This is a genomic window from Streptomyces guryensis (assembly GCF_021261325.1).
GTDB classification, from domain to species: Bacteria; Actinomycetota; Actinomycetes; order Streptomycetales; family Streptomycetaceae; genus Streptomyces; species Streptomyces guryensis.
Genome location: NZ_JAJSBI010000017.1, coordinates 192,512 through 209,011 on the forward strand (window position 1 = coordinate 192,512; position 16,500 = coordinate 209,011).

A 16,500-nucleotide genomic window follows, 5' to 3' on the forward strand; every position below is an offset into this window, starting at 1 on the left:
GGCACCGCCAATCGGGCGCACCACGAGCCGTCGGGGCGGACGCCGTCCGTCACTCGTGTCAGCCGGTCCTGCCCGGGGTGAGGATCTCGTCCAGCACCCTGAGGACGGCTTCGTAGGCCAGCGTCCGTACGGCGGCCTCGCGCGCCGCCTCCGGATCGTTCGCCCGCAGTCCCTCGCCCCGCTCCCGCCACTGGCGCTTCTCCTGCTGCGCGCAGGCCCGCGCGCGCCGGATGCGCCGCAGCAGCTCGTCTGAGTCCACGACATCGGTCATGACATCCGCGTACCCCCGTTGCGCGCCAAGATGGCCCGGCCGGTACTTCGGACCGAGAGGTTTGGCAGCGCCCGCACAGGTGAGCCGATTGAGGAGACCTGCGGTGCTCGCGCGGCGGAGGCGGAATCGCTGCGAACGAGCGGGGGAAAGCCGTGCCGAAGGGCCCTGCCCGGAGAGCGGCGGCCGCGGGTGCGGCCGGGTCCGGCCTCCCTCCCCCGCGCAAGGAGGCCGGTTCTTCACCGATCAGGGAGCCAGGCGATGTGCGAGGAGCACGGGACCGAATCCGCCCTCGGGCGACTGGGGGCACAGCGGACCGGACCGCCGCGGTCGTGCAAACCGGCCGAGGCGCGCAGGGCGGTCGAGCGGGCGGTGACCGAACGCTGCCGGGCCACCCGCACACACTGCGACCAGGAGGCCCTGGGGGACGCCCTGCTCGTCGTCACCGAGCTGACGACCAACGCGATCCTGCACGGCGGCGGCGTCACGGACTTCCGCGTCGACGTCCTCGGCACGGGAGTGCGCGTCTCGGTGAGCGACCGCAGTGATCGACTGCCCGTGACCAGGCGGCCCGCGGATCCACGGCGCCGGCAGCGCGTCGGCGGCCACGGCTGGCCCATCGTCTGCCGGCTGGCCCGCGACGTGCGCGTGTCCCAGCTGCCCGCCGGCGGCAAGTGCATCACCGCGGTGGTCGCCTTCCGCTGAACGCCCTCCCCAGGGCGGCGGCGTTTGTTCCCGCGAGGCCAGGGCATACGGATGTTCGTGCTTCGGACCGGAGGCGCGCCAGCGGGAGCGACATGGCTGCCCAGGGCCCTCCAGTCGGTCCGGGCGGCGGCCTTCCCGCGGTAAGTCCCTGAAACCCTCGTTCAGGAGCGAATCCGCATGCTCATCGAGATGTCGAAAAGCACTTCCGGCACGCAGGCCCGGACGACCACCCCGACCCGGCGGCACGACGACGCCCCCGACACGGCGGACCTCTTCGCCCGCCTCGCCACCCTGGAGAACGGCCCCGAGCGGGAGGCGGTCCGCGACCAACTCGTCACCGCCTGGCTGCCCATGGCCCACCGGATCGCCGGCCGGTTCCGCGACCGCGGGGAGTCCGTCGAGGATCTCCGCCAGGTCGCGGCACTCGGCCTGGTCAAGGCGATCGACCGGTACGCCCCGGAGCGGGGAGCCTTCGAGAGCTACGCCGTGCCCACCATCACCGGCGAGGTGAAGCGGCACTTCCGGGACCGGATGTGGGCGCTCAGGGTGCCCCGCCGGATCCAGGAACTCCGCAACAAGGTGCGGGTGGCCCGCCGCGAACTGACCCAGACCCCGGGCAGCCCCGAACCCTCCACCGCCGACATCGCCGCCCACACCGGACTCACCGAGGACGAGGTGAACTCCGGTCTGGAAGCCCTCGAAAGCTTCAGCACGCTGTCCCTGGACGCCGAACTCTCGGGTGACCAGGACGGCTACAGCCTCGCGGACACCCTCGGCACGGCGGACTCCGCGTACGACGTCGTCATCGACCGCGAGTCCGCCAAGGAAAGTCTGCGCCGCCTGCCCGAACGCGAGCGCGCCATCCTCTACCTGCGCTACTTCGAGGACATGACGCAGAGCCGGATCGCCGACCGGTTCGGCATCTCCCAGATGCATGTCTCCCGCCTCATCAGCCGCAGCTGCGCACGGGTGCGGGCCGAGGCACTGGGGCAGTCGTCCGGCGACGGACGGGCGGCCGCGGCATGAGCGGGCCGGAGCGACCGAGGAGGAGGCCGATGCTGATCCCTCATCCCGCCGTCCTGCGAAGGCTTGTCGAGGAGTACGAGACCGCCCTGGCCGAGGAGGCCGAGCTGGGCGGCCGGGCGAGTCCACGGGTCCAGGACCTGGCCTACACCCTGTGCGTCTCGACCGGCACCCGGAACGTCGTACGGGCGCTGGAAGCCGCACACCGGCTGCTCGCGGCCACACCCGCGGCACGGCCGGAGGCACCGGAGATCGGAATCCGATGACAGCGACAGGACACGGGGCGGCGCAGGGCGCCGGGACGGGCGGCGTCCGGGTGGCCGAGCGGGCGGCGCGCGGCACGGTCACCGAGGGCGCCGCCCGGGCCGGGCTTGCCGCACGCGGCGTCATCTACCTGCTCGTCGGCGTTCTGGCGCTGCAGATCGCCTTCGGCGCCGGCAACCGGCAGGCGGACCGCGGCGGCGCCCTCGACACGCTCGCCGGGCAGCCGTTCGGCACCGTCCTGCTGTGGGCGCTCGGTCTGGGGCTGGCCGGAATGGCGGTGTGGCGGCTGTCGGAGGCCGCCTTCGGCTCGGTCGGGCCGGACGGCCGTACGCCACGAAAGCGGCTGCTCGCGGTCGCCCGCTGCGTCTTCTACGTGGTGGTCGCCTACTCGGTGCTGACGTTCGCGGCAGGTCCGCACGGCGGCGGCAGCGGATCGAGTGACGTGCAGTCCCGCGACGTCACGGCCAGGGCCCTGGACCTGCCCGCCGGGCAGTGGCTCGTGGGAGCGGCCGGGGCCAGCGTGATCGTCGCGGGCGTCTGGATCACCGTGGGCGCGGTACGGCGCGACTACCACGACCTGCTCAAGCTCGGCGAGATGTCCCCCTGGACCCGGCGGCTGGTGGACGTCACCGGTGTGGCCGGCGGTGCGGCGCGCGGCCTGGTGTTCGCCGCCGCGGGAACGTTCGCCGTGCGCGCCGCGGTCGACTACGACCCGAACCGGGCAAAGGGGCTCGACGACACCCTGCGCTCGTTCGCCCACACTCCGCTCGGTCCGTCACTGCTCGCCTGCGTCGCGGCCGGTCTCGCACTGTTCGGGCTGTTCTCGTTCGCCCTGGCCCGCTGGCGCAGGGTCTGACACGCGCCACACGGGGAACACGGACCGGATGAGCGAATCCGACTTTCCTCCGGAGCACCGGCCCGTCGACCTCTACCTCGGCCTCCTGCGCACCCGGATGGACACGGAGGACTACCGGCAGCTGCTGGGCGTGGTCGAACCGGTCCTGCGGGCGATCGAGGAACAGCGCATGCCCCCCGTGGACTTCGCACTCGGCGGGGAGCAGGGGGAGGGGTTGTCCCAGGAGGTCCGCGACGAGGCCGCCCTGGTCATCGCCGCCGCCGTCACCGGGCGGCTGGACAACGAGGTCGTCGAGATCGACCTCGAAGGGAGCGGCCCGATCAGAGTGATCACCGACGCGGACACCGCTGCCGACCCGGTGCGGCTGGGCGAGATCGCCGACTACATCCGGGAACGGCACCGCCAGGACGAGGAGCTGCGCGGCATCGCCGAGGTGAGTGATCTGCCCACCGACTTCTGAGGGCGGACTCACCGCTTCGGCGCCGCCACCGGCACCTTCAGCGGCCGGGCCAGTCCCACCACCGCCTCGTCGAGGCGCTGCAGATGCCGCAGCACCCGGTCGGTGATACGCCCGTAGCGGGAGCCGCCCGGTACCTCGGACTCCAGCAGGGCCGCGATGCTGGCCCCCGTCTCGACCTGGACGGCGGCCCGCTCGTCAGCGACCCGTGCGGCGATCACGCCGATGTTGCCGAGGATGCGCCTCCCTGCCCGCCGCAACCGCGGATCCGCCGCGATCGAGGGATGCGTGGGCAGCAGCTCGGCCATCGCGGCCAGCGAACGAGCGTGGTAGGCGCAGGTCTCCAGCAGCGCGACGACATAACGGGCGGTGTTGCGCCGGGCCCGCAGCGGAGTGACCGGGTGGGTGAGCGGCTGGGTGGCGGTGCGCAGGTCGGCCAGCGCCTGGTCCAGGTCGCGTGCCTTGTCGAGGAGTTCGGCCGGTTCCCCGCCGCTGAGCTGGTCGAGAGCGGCCTCGGTGACGTCGGCGAGCCGGTCCAGAGTGGTGACGAGAAGGTCATTGGTCCGGCGGTCGGTGTGCACCGGCAGGACGAACGCCGCCGCGATGATCCCGCAGGCCGCGCCGAGCGCCGTCTCCTCCACCCGCAGCACCAGCACCGACAGGCTGTAGGTGTGCAGCAGGGTGTACAGCACGCCCAGGGCCGCGGTGACGAAGAAGGACATCAGCGTGTACGACAGCGGCGCCGTGTAGAACATGGCGAACACGCACAGCAGCACCAGCGCGAACGCCGTCCAGGTGTGCTGCCCGACCAGCGCCGCGAGCAGCAGGCCGGCCACCACACCGAGCACCGTGCCCAGCAGCCGCCGGTAGCCCTTGACCAGGATCTCGCCGGTCGAGGCGGTGTTGATGAACACGATCCAGCAGGTCAGCACGGCCCAGTACCAGCGCTGACTGGAGAGGAACTCGCCGCCGACGATGGCCAGCGCCGATCCCACGGCGACCTGGACGGCGGCGCGCGTGGTGGGCCGCCGCAGTCCCGTCGGCGCCCCCTCCGCGGCCTCCTCGCCCGCGTCGATCGCCGCGTCCTCCGCGTCCAGCTCTTCGCGTGAGCGGGCCGTCGACGGCGTGTCGTCCGAGTCGTCCTGCGGCCCGCCGAGCGCGATCCGCAGCCCGAGCACCGCGCGTGCGGCCTCGCCGACACCCCGGAACACGTCCTGGACGGCGGGGGAGGCCTTCGGCAGGTTCTCCTCGTCCCGGTAGCCGAGGAGCCGGTTGCGCAGGCGGGCCAGGCCGGTCCCCAGGTCCTCGGAGACGGGTCGCAGGACCAGCAGGCGCAGCGCCTCCAGGTCGCGGCGCAGGGTCGCGGTCGACTCGTCCTCCACGGGCAGCCGGCCGCCCGGCGGGACGGGCGCGCCCGGCAGGTGCAGGGTCAGCGTGTCCGCCCGCTCGGCGCTGCGGGCCGTCAGCAGCAGCAGTCCGAGGCGTTCGGCGGCGATCTCGGCGTCCGCGACGCGGCGCTGCACGAGCCGCGCCACGGCCTCGTCGGCAGTGCCCTCCTCCAGCCGCCCCTGAATCATCACGGCCGTCTCGTTCAGGCGGGCGGTGCCGTCGCGCACGTCCTGAAGCGCCCTGTCGATCTCGTCCGGTCCGGCGTCGAGGAGAGCGAGCTGCGCGGTCACCAACTGCGCCAGCCGGGCGCGGAAGGCCTCCCGCAGCCGTTGAAGGATCCCGGCGGGCGTCTCGGGCACGAGCGCGAAGCGCACCACGGCGCTGGACGCGACGGCCACGGCGACGACTCCCCACAGCCGCGGCAGCGCCGACACGGTGGCGCCGACGAACAGGGACATGAAGTAGACCTGGAAGCCGATCAGCCCGAGCGCGGTCCCGCGGTCGCCGAAGCGGCGGGCGTAGACGGCGCAGAAGATGAGGGCGACGAAGAACAGGTCACCGCCCACCACCCGGGAGTGCAGGACCGCACCCAGCGACACGGAGGCCAGCGCCACCAAAAGGCCCAGCGCGAGCGTGCCGGCCTGCGGGCCGCGCTGCTTCTCCCGGATGGCGAAGGTGGAGACCATCGCCGCGATGGCGCCCGCGACCAGATGGCGCACATCGGCGCCGAGCAGGGAGAGCACGGCCAGCGTGAGGGCGATGGCGCCCACGGTTCTCAGGCCCGCGGCCAGCCGCAGCAACCCGGGATCGGAGGCCGCGACGAGATCGCGCAGCCGTGCCCGGACCGACCCTCCCGCTGCCTTCACGCCGCCGTACTCACTCCCGCTTCACGTCATGATCCGATTCTCAGCATGGCACGACGTGACCGGAGCGTGCGCACCGGCTCATGGCTCCTTCCGGTCCGTCCCCTCGACCTGCGCCCGCACCTGTTCCGGCGTCATGTACGCGTTGGTGAACTCGAAGTCCTTCAACGTGGCGGCCTTGCGGGCCTGGAAGCCGGTGCGGACGAAATCGTCCCCGGCCAGGGCGTTGAGCGTCCAGTTCGTCGCCACGCGGACCTTGGCGACGTTGGTGCGCAGTGCCATCCAGTGATAACCGCGGGCGGCCACCTGGGCGGGCAGGCCGCGCAGTTCGATGCCGAGCGGCTTGGAGACGGCGTCCTTGCCGCCGAGGTCGACCACCAGGCCGAGGTCCTTGTGGACGTACGGTGTCAGGGGCTTGCCCCGCAGGGTCGCGATGACGTTGTCCGCAACGTGCTTGCCCTGCCGCATGGCGTGCTGCGCGGTCGGCGGGCAGATCGCCGCCTCGTCGTCCTTGGCCTTGTCCGGCACCGCGCCGGAGTCGCCGAGCGCGAACACGCCGTCGTGGCCCGGCAGGTCCATCTCGGCGTTGACGGCGAGCCGCCCCCGTACCGTCTCCGCGTCGAGCGTGGCGATGAGCGGGCTCGCGACGACACCGGCGGTCCAGATCAGGGTCCGGGTGGGGACCACCCGGCCGTCGGTGAAGGTGACCTCCTCGGGGCCCGCCTTGGCGATGGAGACACCCAGCGAGACGTCGATGCCGCGCCGCTTGAGGATCTCCTGGGCGCTGCGGCCGAGCTTGTCGCCCAGTTCGGGCATCAGCTTCGGGGCGATGTCGATCAGATGCCACTTGATCAGCGCCGGATCGATGCGCGGGTAGCGCTTGACCGCGGCGTGCGTGAGCTTCTGCAGACAGGCGGCGGTCTCGGTCCCGGCGTAGCCGCCGCCCACCACCACGAACTGCAGCCGCGAGGCCCGCTCCGCCGGATCGTCGCTGGCGTCGGCCAGGTCGAGCTGCGAGATGACGTGGTCACGGATGTACGCGGCCTCGGCGAGGGTCTTCATACCGAAGGCGTGCTCGGTCAGACCCGGGATGTCGAAGGTGCGTGTGATGCTGCCGGTGGCCAGCACGATGTAGTCGTAGGGCTCGTTGACGATCCGGTCGGTGATGGTGCGGATGACGCAGACCTTGGACTTCAGGTCGACGCCGATGGCTCCGCCCGGAATGATCCGGGTGCGGTACTTCTTGCTGCGCCGCAGCGAGACCGCGATCGACTGGGGCGTCAGCACGCCCGAGGCGACCTGGGGCAGCAGCGGCAGGTAGAGCTGGTAGGCGAACGGCGTCACCAGGGTGACGTCCGCTTCGTCGGGCGCGAGTTTCCGCTCCAGCCGGCGTACGCACTCCACGCCGGCGAAACCTGCGCCAACCACCAGGATCCTGGGTCGTGTCACGGTGTTCATCCCTCTCTGCGGCTCCAGGCGGTCTGCATCCAACGCCCTACGCATGCCCTGGATCGCTGCGTGCACCACATCGATCCCACCGTGGCCTCAGCCGTTCCGCCAGCTGGGTGCGGCAGGCAGACGAACGCGTCGAGCACCACCATGCCCGTCCGCGTGCCGAAACGCACCGGTCAGGAGTGAACCTTTTGGATCACGTGCCGTGCAGGAAGTGGCGAGAATGTGTTCAGCCTGTTCAGCGGAACACATTGTCGGACTCGTCCCAGCTCGACAGTTCGTCCGGGACCGGCTGGCGGGGAGCGCGCGTGCGCGCCTGGTACATCGCGTCGATCTCGAACGCGTAGTGCCGCACGATCGCGTCCCGGCGCAGCTTCATGGACGGCGTCATGAGCCCGTTGGACATGTCGAACTGCTCCGGCAGCACCCGGAAGACCCGGATCGACTCCGAGCGCGAGACGGCACTGTTGGCCGCGGCCACGGCCCTCCCGATCTCCTCCCGCAGCGCGTTCTCCTCGCGGGCCTCCCGGCTCGGCATGTCGCTCTGCAGTGAGAGGGAACCGCGCCAGTACGCCAGGAACTTCGGATCCAGGGTGATCAGCGCCCCCACACACGGCCGGTTGTCGCCGACGACGACCGCCTGGTGGATCAGCGGATGCATCCGCAACCGCTGCTCCAAGGCGGCCGGGGCGACGTTCTTGCCGCTGCTGGTGACGATGATGTCCTTCTTGCGGCCGGTGATCGTCAGATAGCCCTGCGCGTCGATCCGTCCGAGGTCGCCGGTGGCCAGCCAGCCGCCGCGCAGGACACCGTGCGTCGCCGCGTCGGCGTTGATGTAGCCCTGGAACACCGAGGGACCGCGGACCAGGATCTCGCCGTCCTCGGCCACGGCGATCTCGTTGCCCGGCAGTGCCTGCCCGACGGTTCCCGACAGCTCTCGGCCCAGCGGCTGCGCGGTGACGCCGCCGGCGGCCTCCGTCAGGCCGTACCCGTCGTTCACATAGATTCCGATGCCCTCGTAGAAGAGGGTGAGTTCACGGCTGAGGGGAGAGCCGCCGGACGTCGCCCGCATCACCCGGCCGCCGATCGCGGCGCGCAGTTTGCGGTACACCGTCCGCTCGAACAGGGCGTGTTGCAGCCGCAGATCGAAACCCGGACCCGAACCGCCGCCCAGCCGTTGCCGCTCCAGCGCCGCGGCGAAGTCCCGTGCCGTGTCCGCGGCCCGTTCGAACAGCGCCCCGCGGCCCGCCTCCTGGGCGACGCGCAGGAAGTTCTTGTAGATCTTCTCGAGCAGCGAGGGAACCGCACAGAGATAGGTGGGGCGGAAGGAGCACAGGGACGCCGACAGCGCGTCCTCGCTCATGTCGGGCTCGTGGGCCATCACCATGCCGCCGCGAATGCACAACGTCTGGACCAGAAGGCCGTAGACATGCGAGAAGGGCAGGAAGGCGAGCACCGACGCCTGCTGCTCGCCCGGGGGGATCACGGTGTGGCCCCAGCCCGACAGCAGCGTGTCGCAGGCGCTCGCCAGGTTGCGGTGACTGAGCGCACAGCCCAGCGCGCGGCCCGTGGTGCCGGAGGTGTAGCTGATGGCCGCCGTGGAGTCCGGCAGCACGATGCGGCGCAGCGACTCCACCGTGGCGAGCGGGATGAACCTCCCCCGCTCCCGCAGGTCGTTCAGCGCTCCCGCGTCCAACTGCCAGACGTGGCGCAGCAGCGGCAGCGAGCCGCACACGGAACCGACCGTCATCACCGCCTGCTCGTCCTCCACCACCACGGCCACGCAGCCGGCGTCCCGCAGGACCCATTCGACCTGATCGCGCGAGGAGGTCGGATAGATCGGCACGACCTCGGCGCCGACCGTCCACAGGGCGTAGCTGAGCAGCGTCCACTCGTACCGGGTGCGTGCCATGATCGCGACGCGGTGACCCGGCGAAATCCGGGACGCGACCAGCCCCTTGGCCAGATCCACCACCTCGTCGCGCACCTCTGCGGCGGTCAGCTCGTCCCAGGCGGAGGAGAGGGTGGGGCGGCGCGCGAGCATCGGCCGGGTGGGATCGACGGCTGCCGCGTCGAAGATGCTGTCGGCCAGTCCGCAGGCCAGGGGTGAGACGGTGGGGGGAGCGAGGGCGAAGTCGCGCATGCGCTGCTCCTGAGCTGTACGGAGGGTGACCATGCCGACGAGTTCCGTTGTCGACGGTGCTCGAATCTAGCCCAGGTGAGTGCGGATGGTGACCGGAACCTGCGAAGTTGCGGATCCGTGATGATCAGGCCTGGGTATGGCGCACGCACCCGGTGACGACCTCGCGCAGGTTGCGTGTCCGCGTCAGCAGTTCACGCTGAACATGCGCGCCGGTGCCGCCGTTCAGCAGCCGCGCACAGGCCGCCCGGGCCTGTTCCAGGTCGCCGCTGTCCGCGAGCGCGCCGCCGATGTGTTCCAGCAGCGCCCCGACCACGTTCTCGGCGGGAAGCCGGCGCATGGTCTCGGGGTGCAGCAGCTCCTGGGCGAGACCGGAGCGTGCAGCCTGCCAGGCGGCCAGCCGCAGCAGACTGACGCTGTGGTCGAGGGGCGGATGGCCGTCCCACCACTCACGCGCGGCGGTCTCCACGAGCCCGCGGGTGAGCGTGGCGATGAGGGTGGCCGTGCCGGCGTGCAGGCAGACGTCCGCGACCCGGACCTCGACGGTCGGGTACTGCCGGGAGAGGCGTGCGTCGAAGTAGATCATCCCCTCGTCGAGGATCACCCCGCTGCCGACCATGTCCGCCACTCGGCCGTGATAGTGCTCGGCCGACCCGAAGACCTCGGTGGGTCCGGCCGACGGCCAGCGCTGCCACACCCGGCTGCGGTAGCTGTCGTAGCAGGTGTCCCTGCCCTGCCAGAACGGGGAGTTGGCGCTGAGCGCGGAGATCACCGACAACCAGGGCCGGATGCGGTCGAGGACCGCGACACCCTCCTCGTCGGAGCCGACGGAGACATGGACGTGACAGCCGAGCACGAGCTGCTGCTGTACGGCGATGCCGTATTGCTCCTCCATCCACTGGTAGCGGCTTCCCCGGGTGACGGACGGGCTGACGGGCAGGGGCGAGGTGGCGAGCGCGGCCACCGTGCACCCGATCTCCCCGGCGTGCCGGGCGGCCTCCCGGCGACAGCGCACGATCTCCGCGTTCAGGTCCGCCATGTCGGCCTGGGGATGCGTGTTGAACTCCAGCATCTGGTTGTACAGCTCTTTCTCGAACACGCCCTCGCACGCGTCGTCCCGCGCCGCACGGGCGAGCACCGCGGCGGACAGCGCCTTCGGCTCGCCCGTCTCCGGGGCCACCAGGAGGAGTTCCTCCTCCACTCCGACGGTGCGCACGTGGGGCCGCCTTTCTGTGGCCGGGCTGCGGCTACGACGAGCACCGAGTACCCCGCCGACCGGTCACAGCAACGGAGTCAGCCAGATCGTGGCGAGCGGTGGCAGGGTGAGCGTGATCCTTCCCTCCTCCACCTTGACGTCGTCGGGGTTGGTGACGTCGCTGCCGCCGTAGCGCGCGGCGTCGGTGTTGAGGACCTCCCGCCAGGCGGGCACCTCCTCGGGCGCCCAGAGGCGGTAGTCGTGTCGCACGACGGGGGAGAAGTTGGAGACCGCGAGCAGCGGGCTGCCGTCGGTGGCGAACCGCAGGAACGCGAAGACGTTGTCCTCGGCGGCGTCCCCCATCACCCACCGGAAGCCGCGGGGCCGGGTGTCCTGCTGCCACAGCGCGGGCGTGTGGCGGTAGACGGCGTTGAGGTCGCGCACCAGGTCTCTGACCCCGCGGTGATCCGGCTCGGCGCCGTACCCGGGATCGACCAGCCACCAGTCCGGCCCGTGCTCCTGGGACCATTCGGAACCCTGGGCGAACTCCTGCCCCATGAAGAGGAGTTGCTTGCCGGGGTGGGCCCACATGAACCCCAGGTACGCCCGGTGGTCGGCGCGTCGCTGCCACCAGTCGCCCGGCATCTTCGACACCAGCGCCTGCTTGCCGTGCACCACTTCGTCGTGCGAGATGGGCAGGACGTAGTTCTCGCTGTAGGCGTACACCATCGAGAACGTCATCTCGTTGTGGTGGTACTTGCGGTGCACCGGCTCGTGCTCCATGTAGCCGAGCGAGTCGTGCATCCAGCCCATGTTCCACTTCAGGCCGAAGCCCAGGCCTCCGCTGTCGGTGGGGCGGGTGACCCCGTCCCACGCCGTCGACTCCTCCGCGATGGTCACCACACCGGGGGCCCGCCGGTACACGGTCGCGTTCATCTCCTGCAGGAACGCCACCGCGTCCAGGTCCTCGCGCCCTCCGTGCACGTTCGGCGTCCACTGGCCCGAGTCGCGCGAATAGTCCAGGTAGAGCATGGAGGCCACGGCGTCCACCCGCAGGCCGTCGATGTGGAACTCCTCGCACCAGTACACGGCGTTCGCCACCAGGAAGTTGCGCACCTCGGTGCGCCCGAGGTCGAACTCGTAGGTCCCCCAGTCCGGGTGCTCGGCCCGCCGCGAGTCCCCGGGCTCGTACAGCGGGTCACCGTCGAACCGGGCCAGCGCCCAGTCGTCCTTGGGGAAATGGGCAGGCACCCAGTCCATGATCACGCCGATGCCGGCCCGGTGCAGTGCGTCCACCAGGTACTTGAAGTCGTCGGGCGTGCCCAGCCGCGACATCGGCGCGTAGAAGCCGGTGACCTGATAGCCCCAGGAACCGGCGAACGGGTGCTGGGTGACCGGCATGAACTCGACATGGGTGAAGCCCAGGCCATTGACGTACGACGGTAGTTGCGCAGCGAGTTGACGGTACGTCAGTCCAGTTCGCCAGGAGGGGAGATGGATCTCGTAGACCGAGAAGGGCGCCTCGTGGACGGGTACGTCACCCCGGTGCGCCATCCACTCGGCGTCTCCCCATTCGTAGTGCGAGGCGTGCACGATCGACGCGGTGTCCGGCGGGACCTCCGCGTACCGCGCCATCGGGTCGGCCTTGAGGAAACGGCCGCCGTAGCGGGAGGTGATCTCGAACTTGTAGCGCGCGCCCTCGCCGACACCGGGCACGAACAGTTCCCACACCCCGGACGACCCCAGGGAGCGCATCGGCAGCGCCGTCCCGTCCCAGCAGGTGAACTCCCCTGCGACCCGGACCCCTTGGGCGTTGGGCGCCCACACGGTGAACCGGGTGCCTCGCACGCCCTGATGGGTCATGGGCTCGGCGCCGAGCGCCTTCCACAGCTGCTCGTGGCGGCCCTCGTGGATCAGATGGAGGTCGAACTCGCCGAGGGCGGGCAGGAAACGGTACGGGTCGGCCGTCTCGTGCTCACCGTCCGCGTACCGCACCAGCAGCGTGTACTCGGGGATCGCGTCGAGGGCCAGCACCCCGGAGAACAGGCCGTCGCCCTCCGAGGCCAGCGGGCGCCGCTGCCCGCCGACGAGGACGCTCACCTCGCGGGCGTACGGCCGCAGGGCCCGGAAGACGATGCCGCCCGCTACCGGATGGGCGCCCAGCAGCGCGTGCGGATCGTGGTGCCGGCCGCTGAGCAGACGTTCGCGTTCGCCGGGATCCAGAGCAGGCGCGCTCGCGCAGCCGGCGGTCGGCGGGCCGGACGGCTCGGGGAGTGAGGTGTCACGCAGGGCCACGGGTTCAGCCTCCTCTTACGGCGAGACGCTCGATCGCCGCCATCGGTACGGGGAGCCAGTCCGGCCGGTGCCGGGCTTCGTACAGGACCTCGTACACGGCTCGATCGGTCTCATAGGCACGCAGCAGTCCGTGCTTCTTGCGCGGGTCCCAGCCGGCCCGCTCGGCGTAGCCCGCGCAGTAGGCCTCGCGGCAGCGGCGCGCCCACTCCGGGCGCCACGGGCGGCGCTGCCGGGCGGCGTAGTCGAAGGAGCGCAGCATGCCCGCGATGTCCCGCACCGGGGACTGGGTGCTGCGCCGCTCTGCGAGCGGGCGGGACGGCTCGCCCTCGAAGTCGATGACGAACCAGTCCCGGCCGGCCCGCAGCACCTGACCCAGGTGCAGGTCGCCGTGGATGCGCTGGGCCGGCGGCCCCGGATCGCAGGCCACGAGCGCGCCGAAGGCGGTGCGCAGCCCGGGAACATACGGGCGCAGCGCCGGTACACAGCGGGCCGCGGCGTCCAGACGCTCGGTCATGGCCGCCGCCGTCCGCGCGCTCTCGTCGTGAGCGCCGGCCGGGAAGGCGGCCGCCAGCGCGAGATGCACCTCGGCGGTGGCCCGGCCCAACTCGCGGGCCTGCACGGTGAACTCGTCGCCGGCGGCGAGCGCCTGCAGGGCCAGTGCCCAGCCGTCGGAGGCATCGGGCAGGAACGGCTGCAGCACGCCGAGGGTCGCCTCCTGCGGATGCGTCGTACGGAACCACGCCACCGGCGCCGGAACCCGTCCGCAGCCCTGCCCGGCCAGCGCACCCGGTACCTCCAGGTCGGGGTTGATGCCGGGCTGCACACGCCGGAACACCTTCAGGATGAACTCGTCGCCGTACACCAGCGAGGAGTTGGACTGCTCGGCCTCCAGCACCCGCGGCACCAGCCCGGCCGGCACATGCACGGACGGGTCGGCCTCGAAGCGCAGCGGGCCCGCCGCACCGGGCTGCCGCAGCCGCTCCAGGAGCAGCTGCGCCGAACGGGGATCCTGCAGCGCGTCGTAGACCGTCAGGCCGGCCAGCGGACCCTCCTCCGCCCTGCCGATCAGGGCCCGTCCGAGCCTCGGCGACAGATGCCGGCGCACACCGAGCAGCAACTGGTAGCAGTCACCGGCCGGCGTCGCACCGCTGGGGGCGGGCACTCCGCTCTGACCGGTGTGCACCAGGAGGTGCAGACAGCCCGGGAACAGCTCCGTCATGGACAGCAGACCAAGGTCCGTGACGGGCCGGTCCTTGCCCGCGAACCAGCGCTGCCGCGGCAGCCACTCGCGCAGCAGCCCGGCGAGCGAGGCCATCGGCCCGGCGGCGACGCTGGGTCTGGGGCGGAGCGGTGCGGTCTTCGCCATGGTGTCGCGTCCTTTCCTCGCCTCACGCTCGAGGTCGGCGGCCGATGCGGGATGCGACTCGGGTGAGCCGGAACCAGTAGAAGCCGTGGCCGGCGAGGGTCAACAGGTACGGCAGCTCACCGATGGCCGGGAAGCGCACCCCGCCGATGAGTTCCACGGGATGGCGCCCGTCGTAGGCCCGCAGATCGAGCTCGGTGGGCTGCGCGAACCGGGAGAAGTTGTTCACGCACAGCACCAGGTCGTCCCCGTACTCCCGCAGGAAGGCCAGCACCGCCGGGTTGGAGGACGGCAGTTCCGTGTAGGTACCGAGGCCGAAGGCCGGGTTCTGCTTGCGGATCTCGATCATCCGGCGGGTCCAGTGCAGCAGCGAGGACGGGTCGGACATCGACGCCTCGACGTTGGTCACCTGGTAGCCGTAGACCGGGTCCATGATGGTCGGCAGGAACAGCCGCCCGGGGTCACAGGACGAGAAGCCCGAGTTCCGGTCGGGTGTCCACTGCATCGGGGTGCGTACCGCGTCGCGGTCGCCGAGCCAGATGTTGTCGCCCATGCCGATCTCGTCGCCGTAGTAGAGGATCGGCGAGCCGGGCAGCGACAGCAGCAGGGCGGTGAACAGTTCGATCTGGTTCTCGTCGTTGTCGAGGAGCGGGGCGAGCCTGCGGCGGATGCCGATGTTGGCGCGCATACGCGGGTCTTTCGCGTACTCCGCCCACATGTAGTCGCGTTCCTCGTCGGTGACCATTTCCAGGGTCAGCTCGTCGTGGTTGCGCAGGAAGATGCCCCACTGGCAGTTCGAGGGAATGGCGGGCGTCTTGGCGAGGATTTCCGAGACCGGGTAGCGGGATTCCCGTCGCACCGCCATGAAGATGCGGGGCATGACGGGGAAGTGGAATGCCATGTGGCATTCGTCGCCGCCGTTCTGGTAGTCGCCGAAGTAGTCGACCACGTCCTCCGGCCACTGGTTCGCCTCGGCCAGCAGGACGGTGTCCGGGTACATCGCGTCGATCTCGCGGCGGACGCGCCGCAGGAACGCGTGGGTGGCGGGAAGGTTCTCGCAGTTGGTGCCCTCGGCCGCGTACAGATAGGGCACGGCGTCGAGCCGGAAACCGTCGATGCCCAGGTCGAGCCAGAAGCGCAGGGCGGCCAGGATCTCCTCCTGCACCGCCGGGTTCTCGTAGTTGAGGTCCGGCTGGTGGGAGAAGAAGCGGTGGAAGTAGTACTGCCCGCGCACCGGATCGAAAGTCCAGTTGGAGACTTCCGTGTCGACGAAGATGATCCGCGCGTCGGCATACTGCTTGTCGTCGTCGGCCCACATGTAGTAGTCGCCGTAGGGCCCGTCGGGGTCTTTTCTCGATTCCTGGAACCACGGGTGCTGGTCGCTGGTGTGGTTCATGACGAAGTCGATGATGACGCGCATGCCGCGCTGGTGGGCGGCGTCCACGAATTCCACGAAGTCGGCGAGGTCACCGAATTCGGGCAGGACCGAGGTGTAGTCGGAGACGTCGTAGCCGCCGTCGCGGAGCGGTGACTTGAAGAAGGGCGGCAGCCACAGGCAGTCGACGCCCAGCCACTGCAGATAGTCGAGCTTGGCGGTGATGCCCTTGAGGTCGCCGACTCCGTCGCCGTTGCTGTCCTGGAAGGACCGGACGAGGACCTCGTAGAACACGGCACGCTTGAACCACTCCGGGTCCCGGTCCTTGGCGGGAGTGTCCTCGAAGGTGTCCGGAACGGGCTGGTTGACAGTCATGTCGCTCTGAATCTCCGATCGGTGGCTACGCGGACGAGTGCTGGACGTGGAGCACGTGTGCCGGGGCCCGCCCGGGATCCAGGCGCACATAGTTGGTTCTGCCCCAGTGATAGGTCTCACTCGTCAGTTCGTCGTACGCGGACGTGAATGCGTGCCACTCCAGACCGAGTTGCGGCATGTCCAACGAGACCGTGGCCTCCTGGGTGTGGTGCGGGTCGAGGTTGACGACGACGAGGACCGTGTCCCGGCCCGAGGCCTTGCTGTAGGCGATGACCATGTCGTTGTCGGTGTGATGGAAGCGGAGGTTCCTGAGGCGTTGCAGGGCCGGATGGCGCCGCCGGATGGTGTTGAGCCGGCTGATGAGGGGGGTGATGGTGCGGCCTTGGCGTTCGGCTGTCTCCCAGTCGCGGGGGCGTAGCTGGTACTTCTCCGAGTCGAGGTATTCCTCGCTGCCCTGGCGCAGGGGGGTGTTCTCGCACA

At 70.7% G+C, this 16,500-nt stretch carries 14 protein-coding genes; 5 read left to right on the plus strand and 9 right to left on the minus strand.

Annotated features, from left to right (window positions below):
• Nucleotides 1-58 precede the first annotated feature (58 nt).
• Nucleotides 59-271, minus strand: a complete 213-nt coding sequence (locus tag LJ657_RS30130) for a hypothetical protein (protein WP_232651990.1) — start codon at nucleotides 269-271, stop codon at nucleotides 59-61.
• A 258-nt stretch (nucleotides 272-529) separates the two neighbouring features.
• On the opposite strand from LJ657_RS30130, the gene LJ657_RS30135 reads away from it, so the two are divergent.
• The 5 genes from LJ657_RS30135 (at nucleotide 530) to LJ657_RS30155 (ending at nucleotide 3,576) form a co-directional block, all read left to right on the plus strand.
• The gene (locus LJ657_RS30135; RefSeq protein ID WP_232651991.1) at nucleotides 530-973 is read left to right on the plus strand and encodes an ATP-binding protein; all 444 of its coding nucleotides are present in this window, start codon (nucleotides 530-532) and stop codon (nucleotides 971-973) included.
• 177 nt (nucleotides 974-1,150) lie between these two features.
• Nucleotides 1,151-1,999 carry a SigB/SigF/SigG family RNA polymerase sigma factor gene (locus LJ657_RS30140; protein WP_232651992.1) on the plus strand — a complete coding sequence of 283 codons (849 nt, stop codon included), beginning with the start codon at nucleotides 1,151-1,153 and terminating at the stop codon, nucleotides 1,997-1,999.
• A gap of 29 nt (nucleotides 2,000-2,028) precedes the next feature.
• Nucleotides 2,029-2,262 (plus strand): DUF5133 domain-containing protein, encoded by a 234-nt coding sequence (locus LJ657_RS30145; protein WP_232651993.1) that lies wholly within the window; start codon nucleotides 2,029-2,031, stop codon nucleotides 2,260-2,262.
• The gene (locus LJ657_RS30150) at nucleotides 2,259-3,116 is read left to right on the plus strand and encodes a DUF1206 domain-containing protein (protein ID WP_232651994.1); all 858 of its coding nucleotides are present in this window, start codon (nucleotides 2,259-2,261) and stop codon (nucleotides 3,114-3,116) included. The genes LJ657_RS30145 and LJ657_RS30150 overlap by 4 nt, the downstream gene beginning before the upstream one ends.
• Before the next feature lie 28 nt (nucleotides 3,117-3,144).
• Nucleotides 3,145-3,576, plus strand: coding sequence for a hypothetical protein (locus LJ657_RS30155; protein ID WP_232651995.1), 432 nt, complete (start codon nucleotides 3,145-3,147; stop codon nucleotides 3,574-3,576).
• A gap of 8 nt (nucleotides 3,577-3,584) precedes the next feature.
• Here the strand turns inward: LJ657_RS30155 and LJ657_RS30160 are convergent, their stop codons facing one another.
• The 8 genes from LJ657_RS30160 to LJ657_RS30195 form a co-directional block, all read right to left on the minus strand.
• Nucleotides 3,585-5,828 (minus strand): FUSC family protein, encoded by a 2,244-nt coding sequence (locus LJ657_RS30160; protein ID WP_232651996.1) that lies wholly within the window; start codon nucleotides 5,826-5,828, stop codon nucleotides 3,585-3,587.
• A gap of 78 nt (nucleotides 5,829-5,906) precedes the next feature.
• Complete coding sequence (locus tag LJ657_RS30165; RefSeq protein WP_232651997.1) at nucleotides 5,907-7,283, minus strand: NAD(P)/FAD-dependent oxidoreductase; 1,377 nt, start codon at nucleotides 7,281-7,283, stop codon at nucleotides 5,907-5,909.
• A gap of 232 nt (nucleotides 7,284-7,515) precedes the next feature.
• Nucleotides 7,516-9,420 (minus strand): AMP-dependent synthetase/ligase, encoded by a 1,905-nt coding sequence (locus LJ657_RS30170; protein ID WP_232651998.1) that lies wholly within the window; start codon nucleotides 9,418-9,420, stop codon nucleotides 7,516-7,518.
• 124 nt (nucleotides 9,421-9,544) lie between these two features.
• Complete coding sequence (locus tag LJ657_RS30175; protein WP_232651999.1) at nucleotides 9,545-10,633, minus strand: glutamate--cysteine ligase 2; 1,089 nt, start codon at nucleotides 10,631-10,633, stop codon at nucleotides 9,545-9,547.
• 63 nt (nucleotides 10,634-10,696) lie between these two features.
• Nucleotides 10,697-12,907 (minus strand): 1,4-alpha-glucan branching enzyme, encoded by a 2,211-nt coding sequence (gene glgB / locus LJ657_RS30180; protein ID WP_232652000.1) that lies wholly within the window; start codon nucleotides 12,905-12,907, stop codon nucleotides 10,697-10,699.
• 4 nt (nucleotides 12,908-12,911) lie between these two features.
• Entirely contained in the window at nucleotides 12,912-14,273 is a 1,362-nt protein-coding gene (locus LJ657_RS30185; RefSeq protein ID WP_232652001.1) for a maltokinase N-terminal cap-like domain-containing protein, read from the minus strand.
• 22 nt (nucleotides 14,274-14,295) lie between these two features.
• Nucleotides 14,296-16,020, minus strand: a complete 1,725-nt coding sequence (gene treS, locus LJ657_RS30190) for a maltose alpha-D-glucosyltransferase (protein WP_232652002.1) — start codon at nucleotides 16,018-16,020, stop codon at nucleotides 14,296-14,298.
• A gap of 25 nt (nucleotides 16,021-16,045) precedes the next feature.
• The coding region (locus LJ657_RS30195) for an alpha-glucosidase C-terminal domain-containing protein (RefSeq protein ID WP_232652003.1) at nucleotides 16,046-16,500 on the minus strand (455 nt) is incomplete at its 5' end.

What these genes read in the sequence shown, in the direction of transcription:
- LJ657_RS30155 (WP_232651995.1), top strand. Translation starts at nt 3,145, where the DNA reads ATGAGCGAATCCGACTTTCCTCCGGAGCACCGGCCCGTCGACCTCTAC.
- LJ657_RS30135 (WP_232651991.1), top strand. Translation starts at nt 530, where the DNA reads ATGTGCGAGGAGCACGGGACCGAATCCGCCCTCGGGCGACTGGGGGCA.
- LJ657_RS30145 (WP_232651993.1), top strand. Translation starts at nt 2,029, where the DNA reads ATGCTGATCCCTCATCCCGCCGTCCTGCGAAGGCTTGTCGAGGAGTAC.
- LJ657_RS30165 (WP_232651997.1), bottom strand. Translation starts at nt 7,283, where the DNA reads ATGAACACCGTGACACGACCCAGGATCCTGGTGGTTGGCGCAGGTTTC.
- LJ657_RS30185 (WP_232652001.1), bottom strand. Translation starts at nt 14,273, where the DNA reads ATGGCGAAGACCGCACCGCTCCGCCCCAGACCCAGCGTCGCCGCCGGG.
- treS (WP_232652002.1), bottom strand. Translation starts at nt 16,020, where the DNA reads ATGACTGTCAACCAGCCCGTTCCGGACACCTTCGAGGACACTCCCGCC.
- LJ657_RS30130 (WP_232651990.1), bottom strand. Translation starts at nt 271, where the DNA reads ATGACCGATGTCGTGGACTCAGACGAGCTGCTGCGGCGCATCCGGCGC.
- LJ657_RS30140 (WP_232651992.1), top strand. Translation starts at nt 1,151, where the DNA reads ATGCTCATCGAGATGTCGAAAAGCACTTCCGGCACGCAGGCCCGGACG.
- LJ657_RS30170 (WP_232651998.1), bottom strand. Translation starts at nt 9,420, where the DNA reads ATGCGCGACTTCGCCCTCGCTCCCCCCACCGTCTCACCCCTGGCCTGC.
- LJ657_RS30150 (WP_232651994.1), top strand. Translation starts at nt 2,259, where the DNA reads ATGACAGCGACAGGACACGGGGCGGCGCAGGGCGCCGGGACGGGCGGC.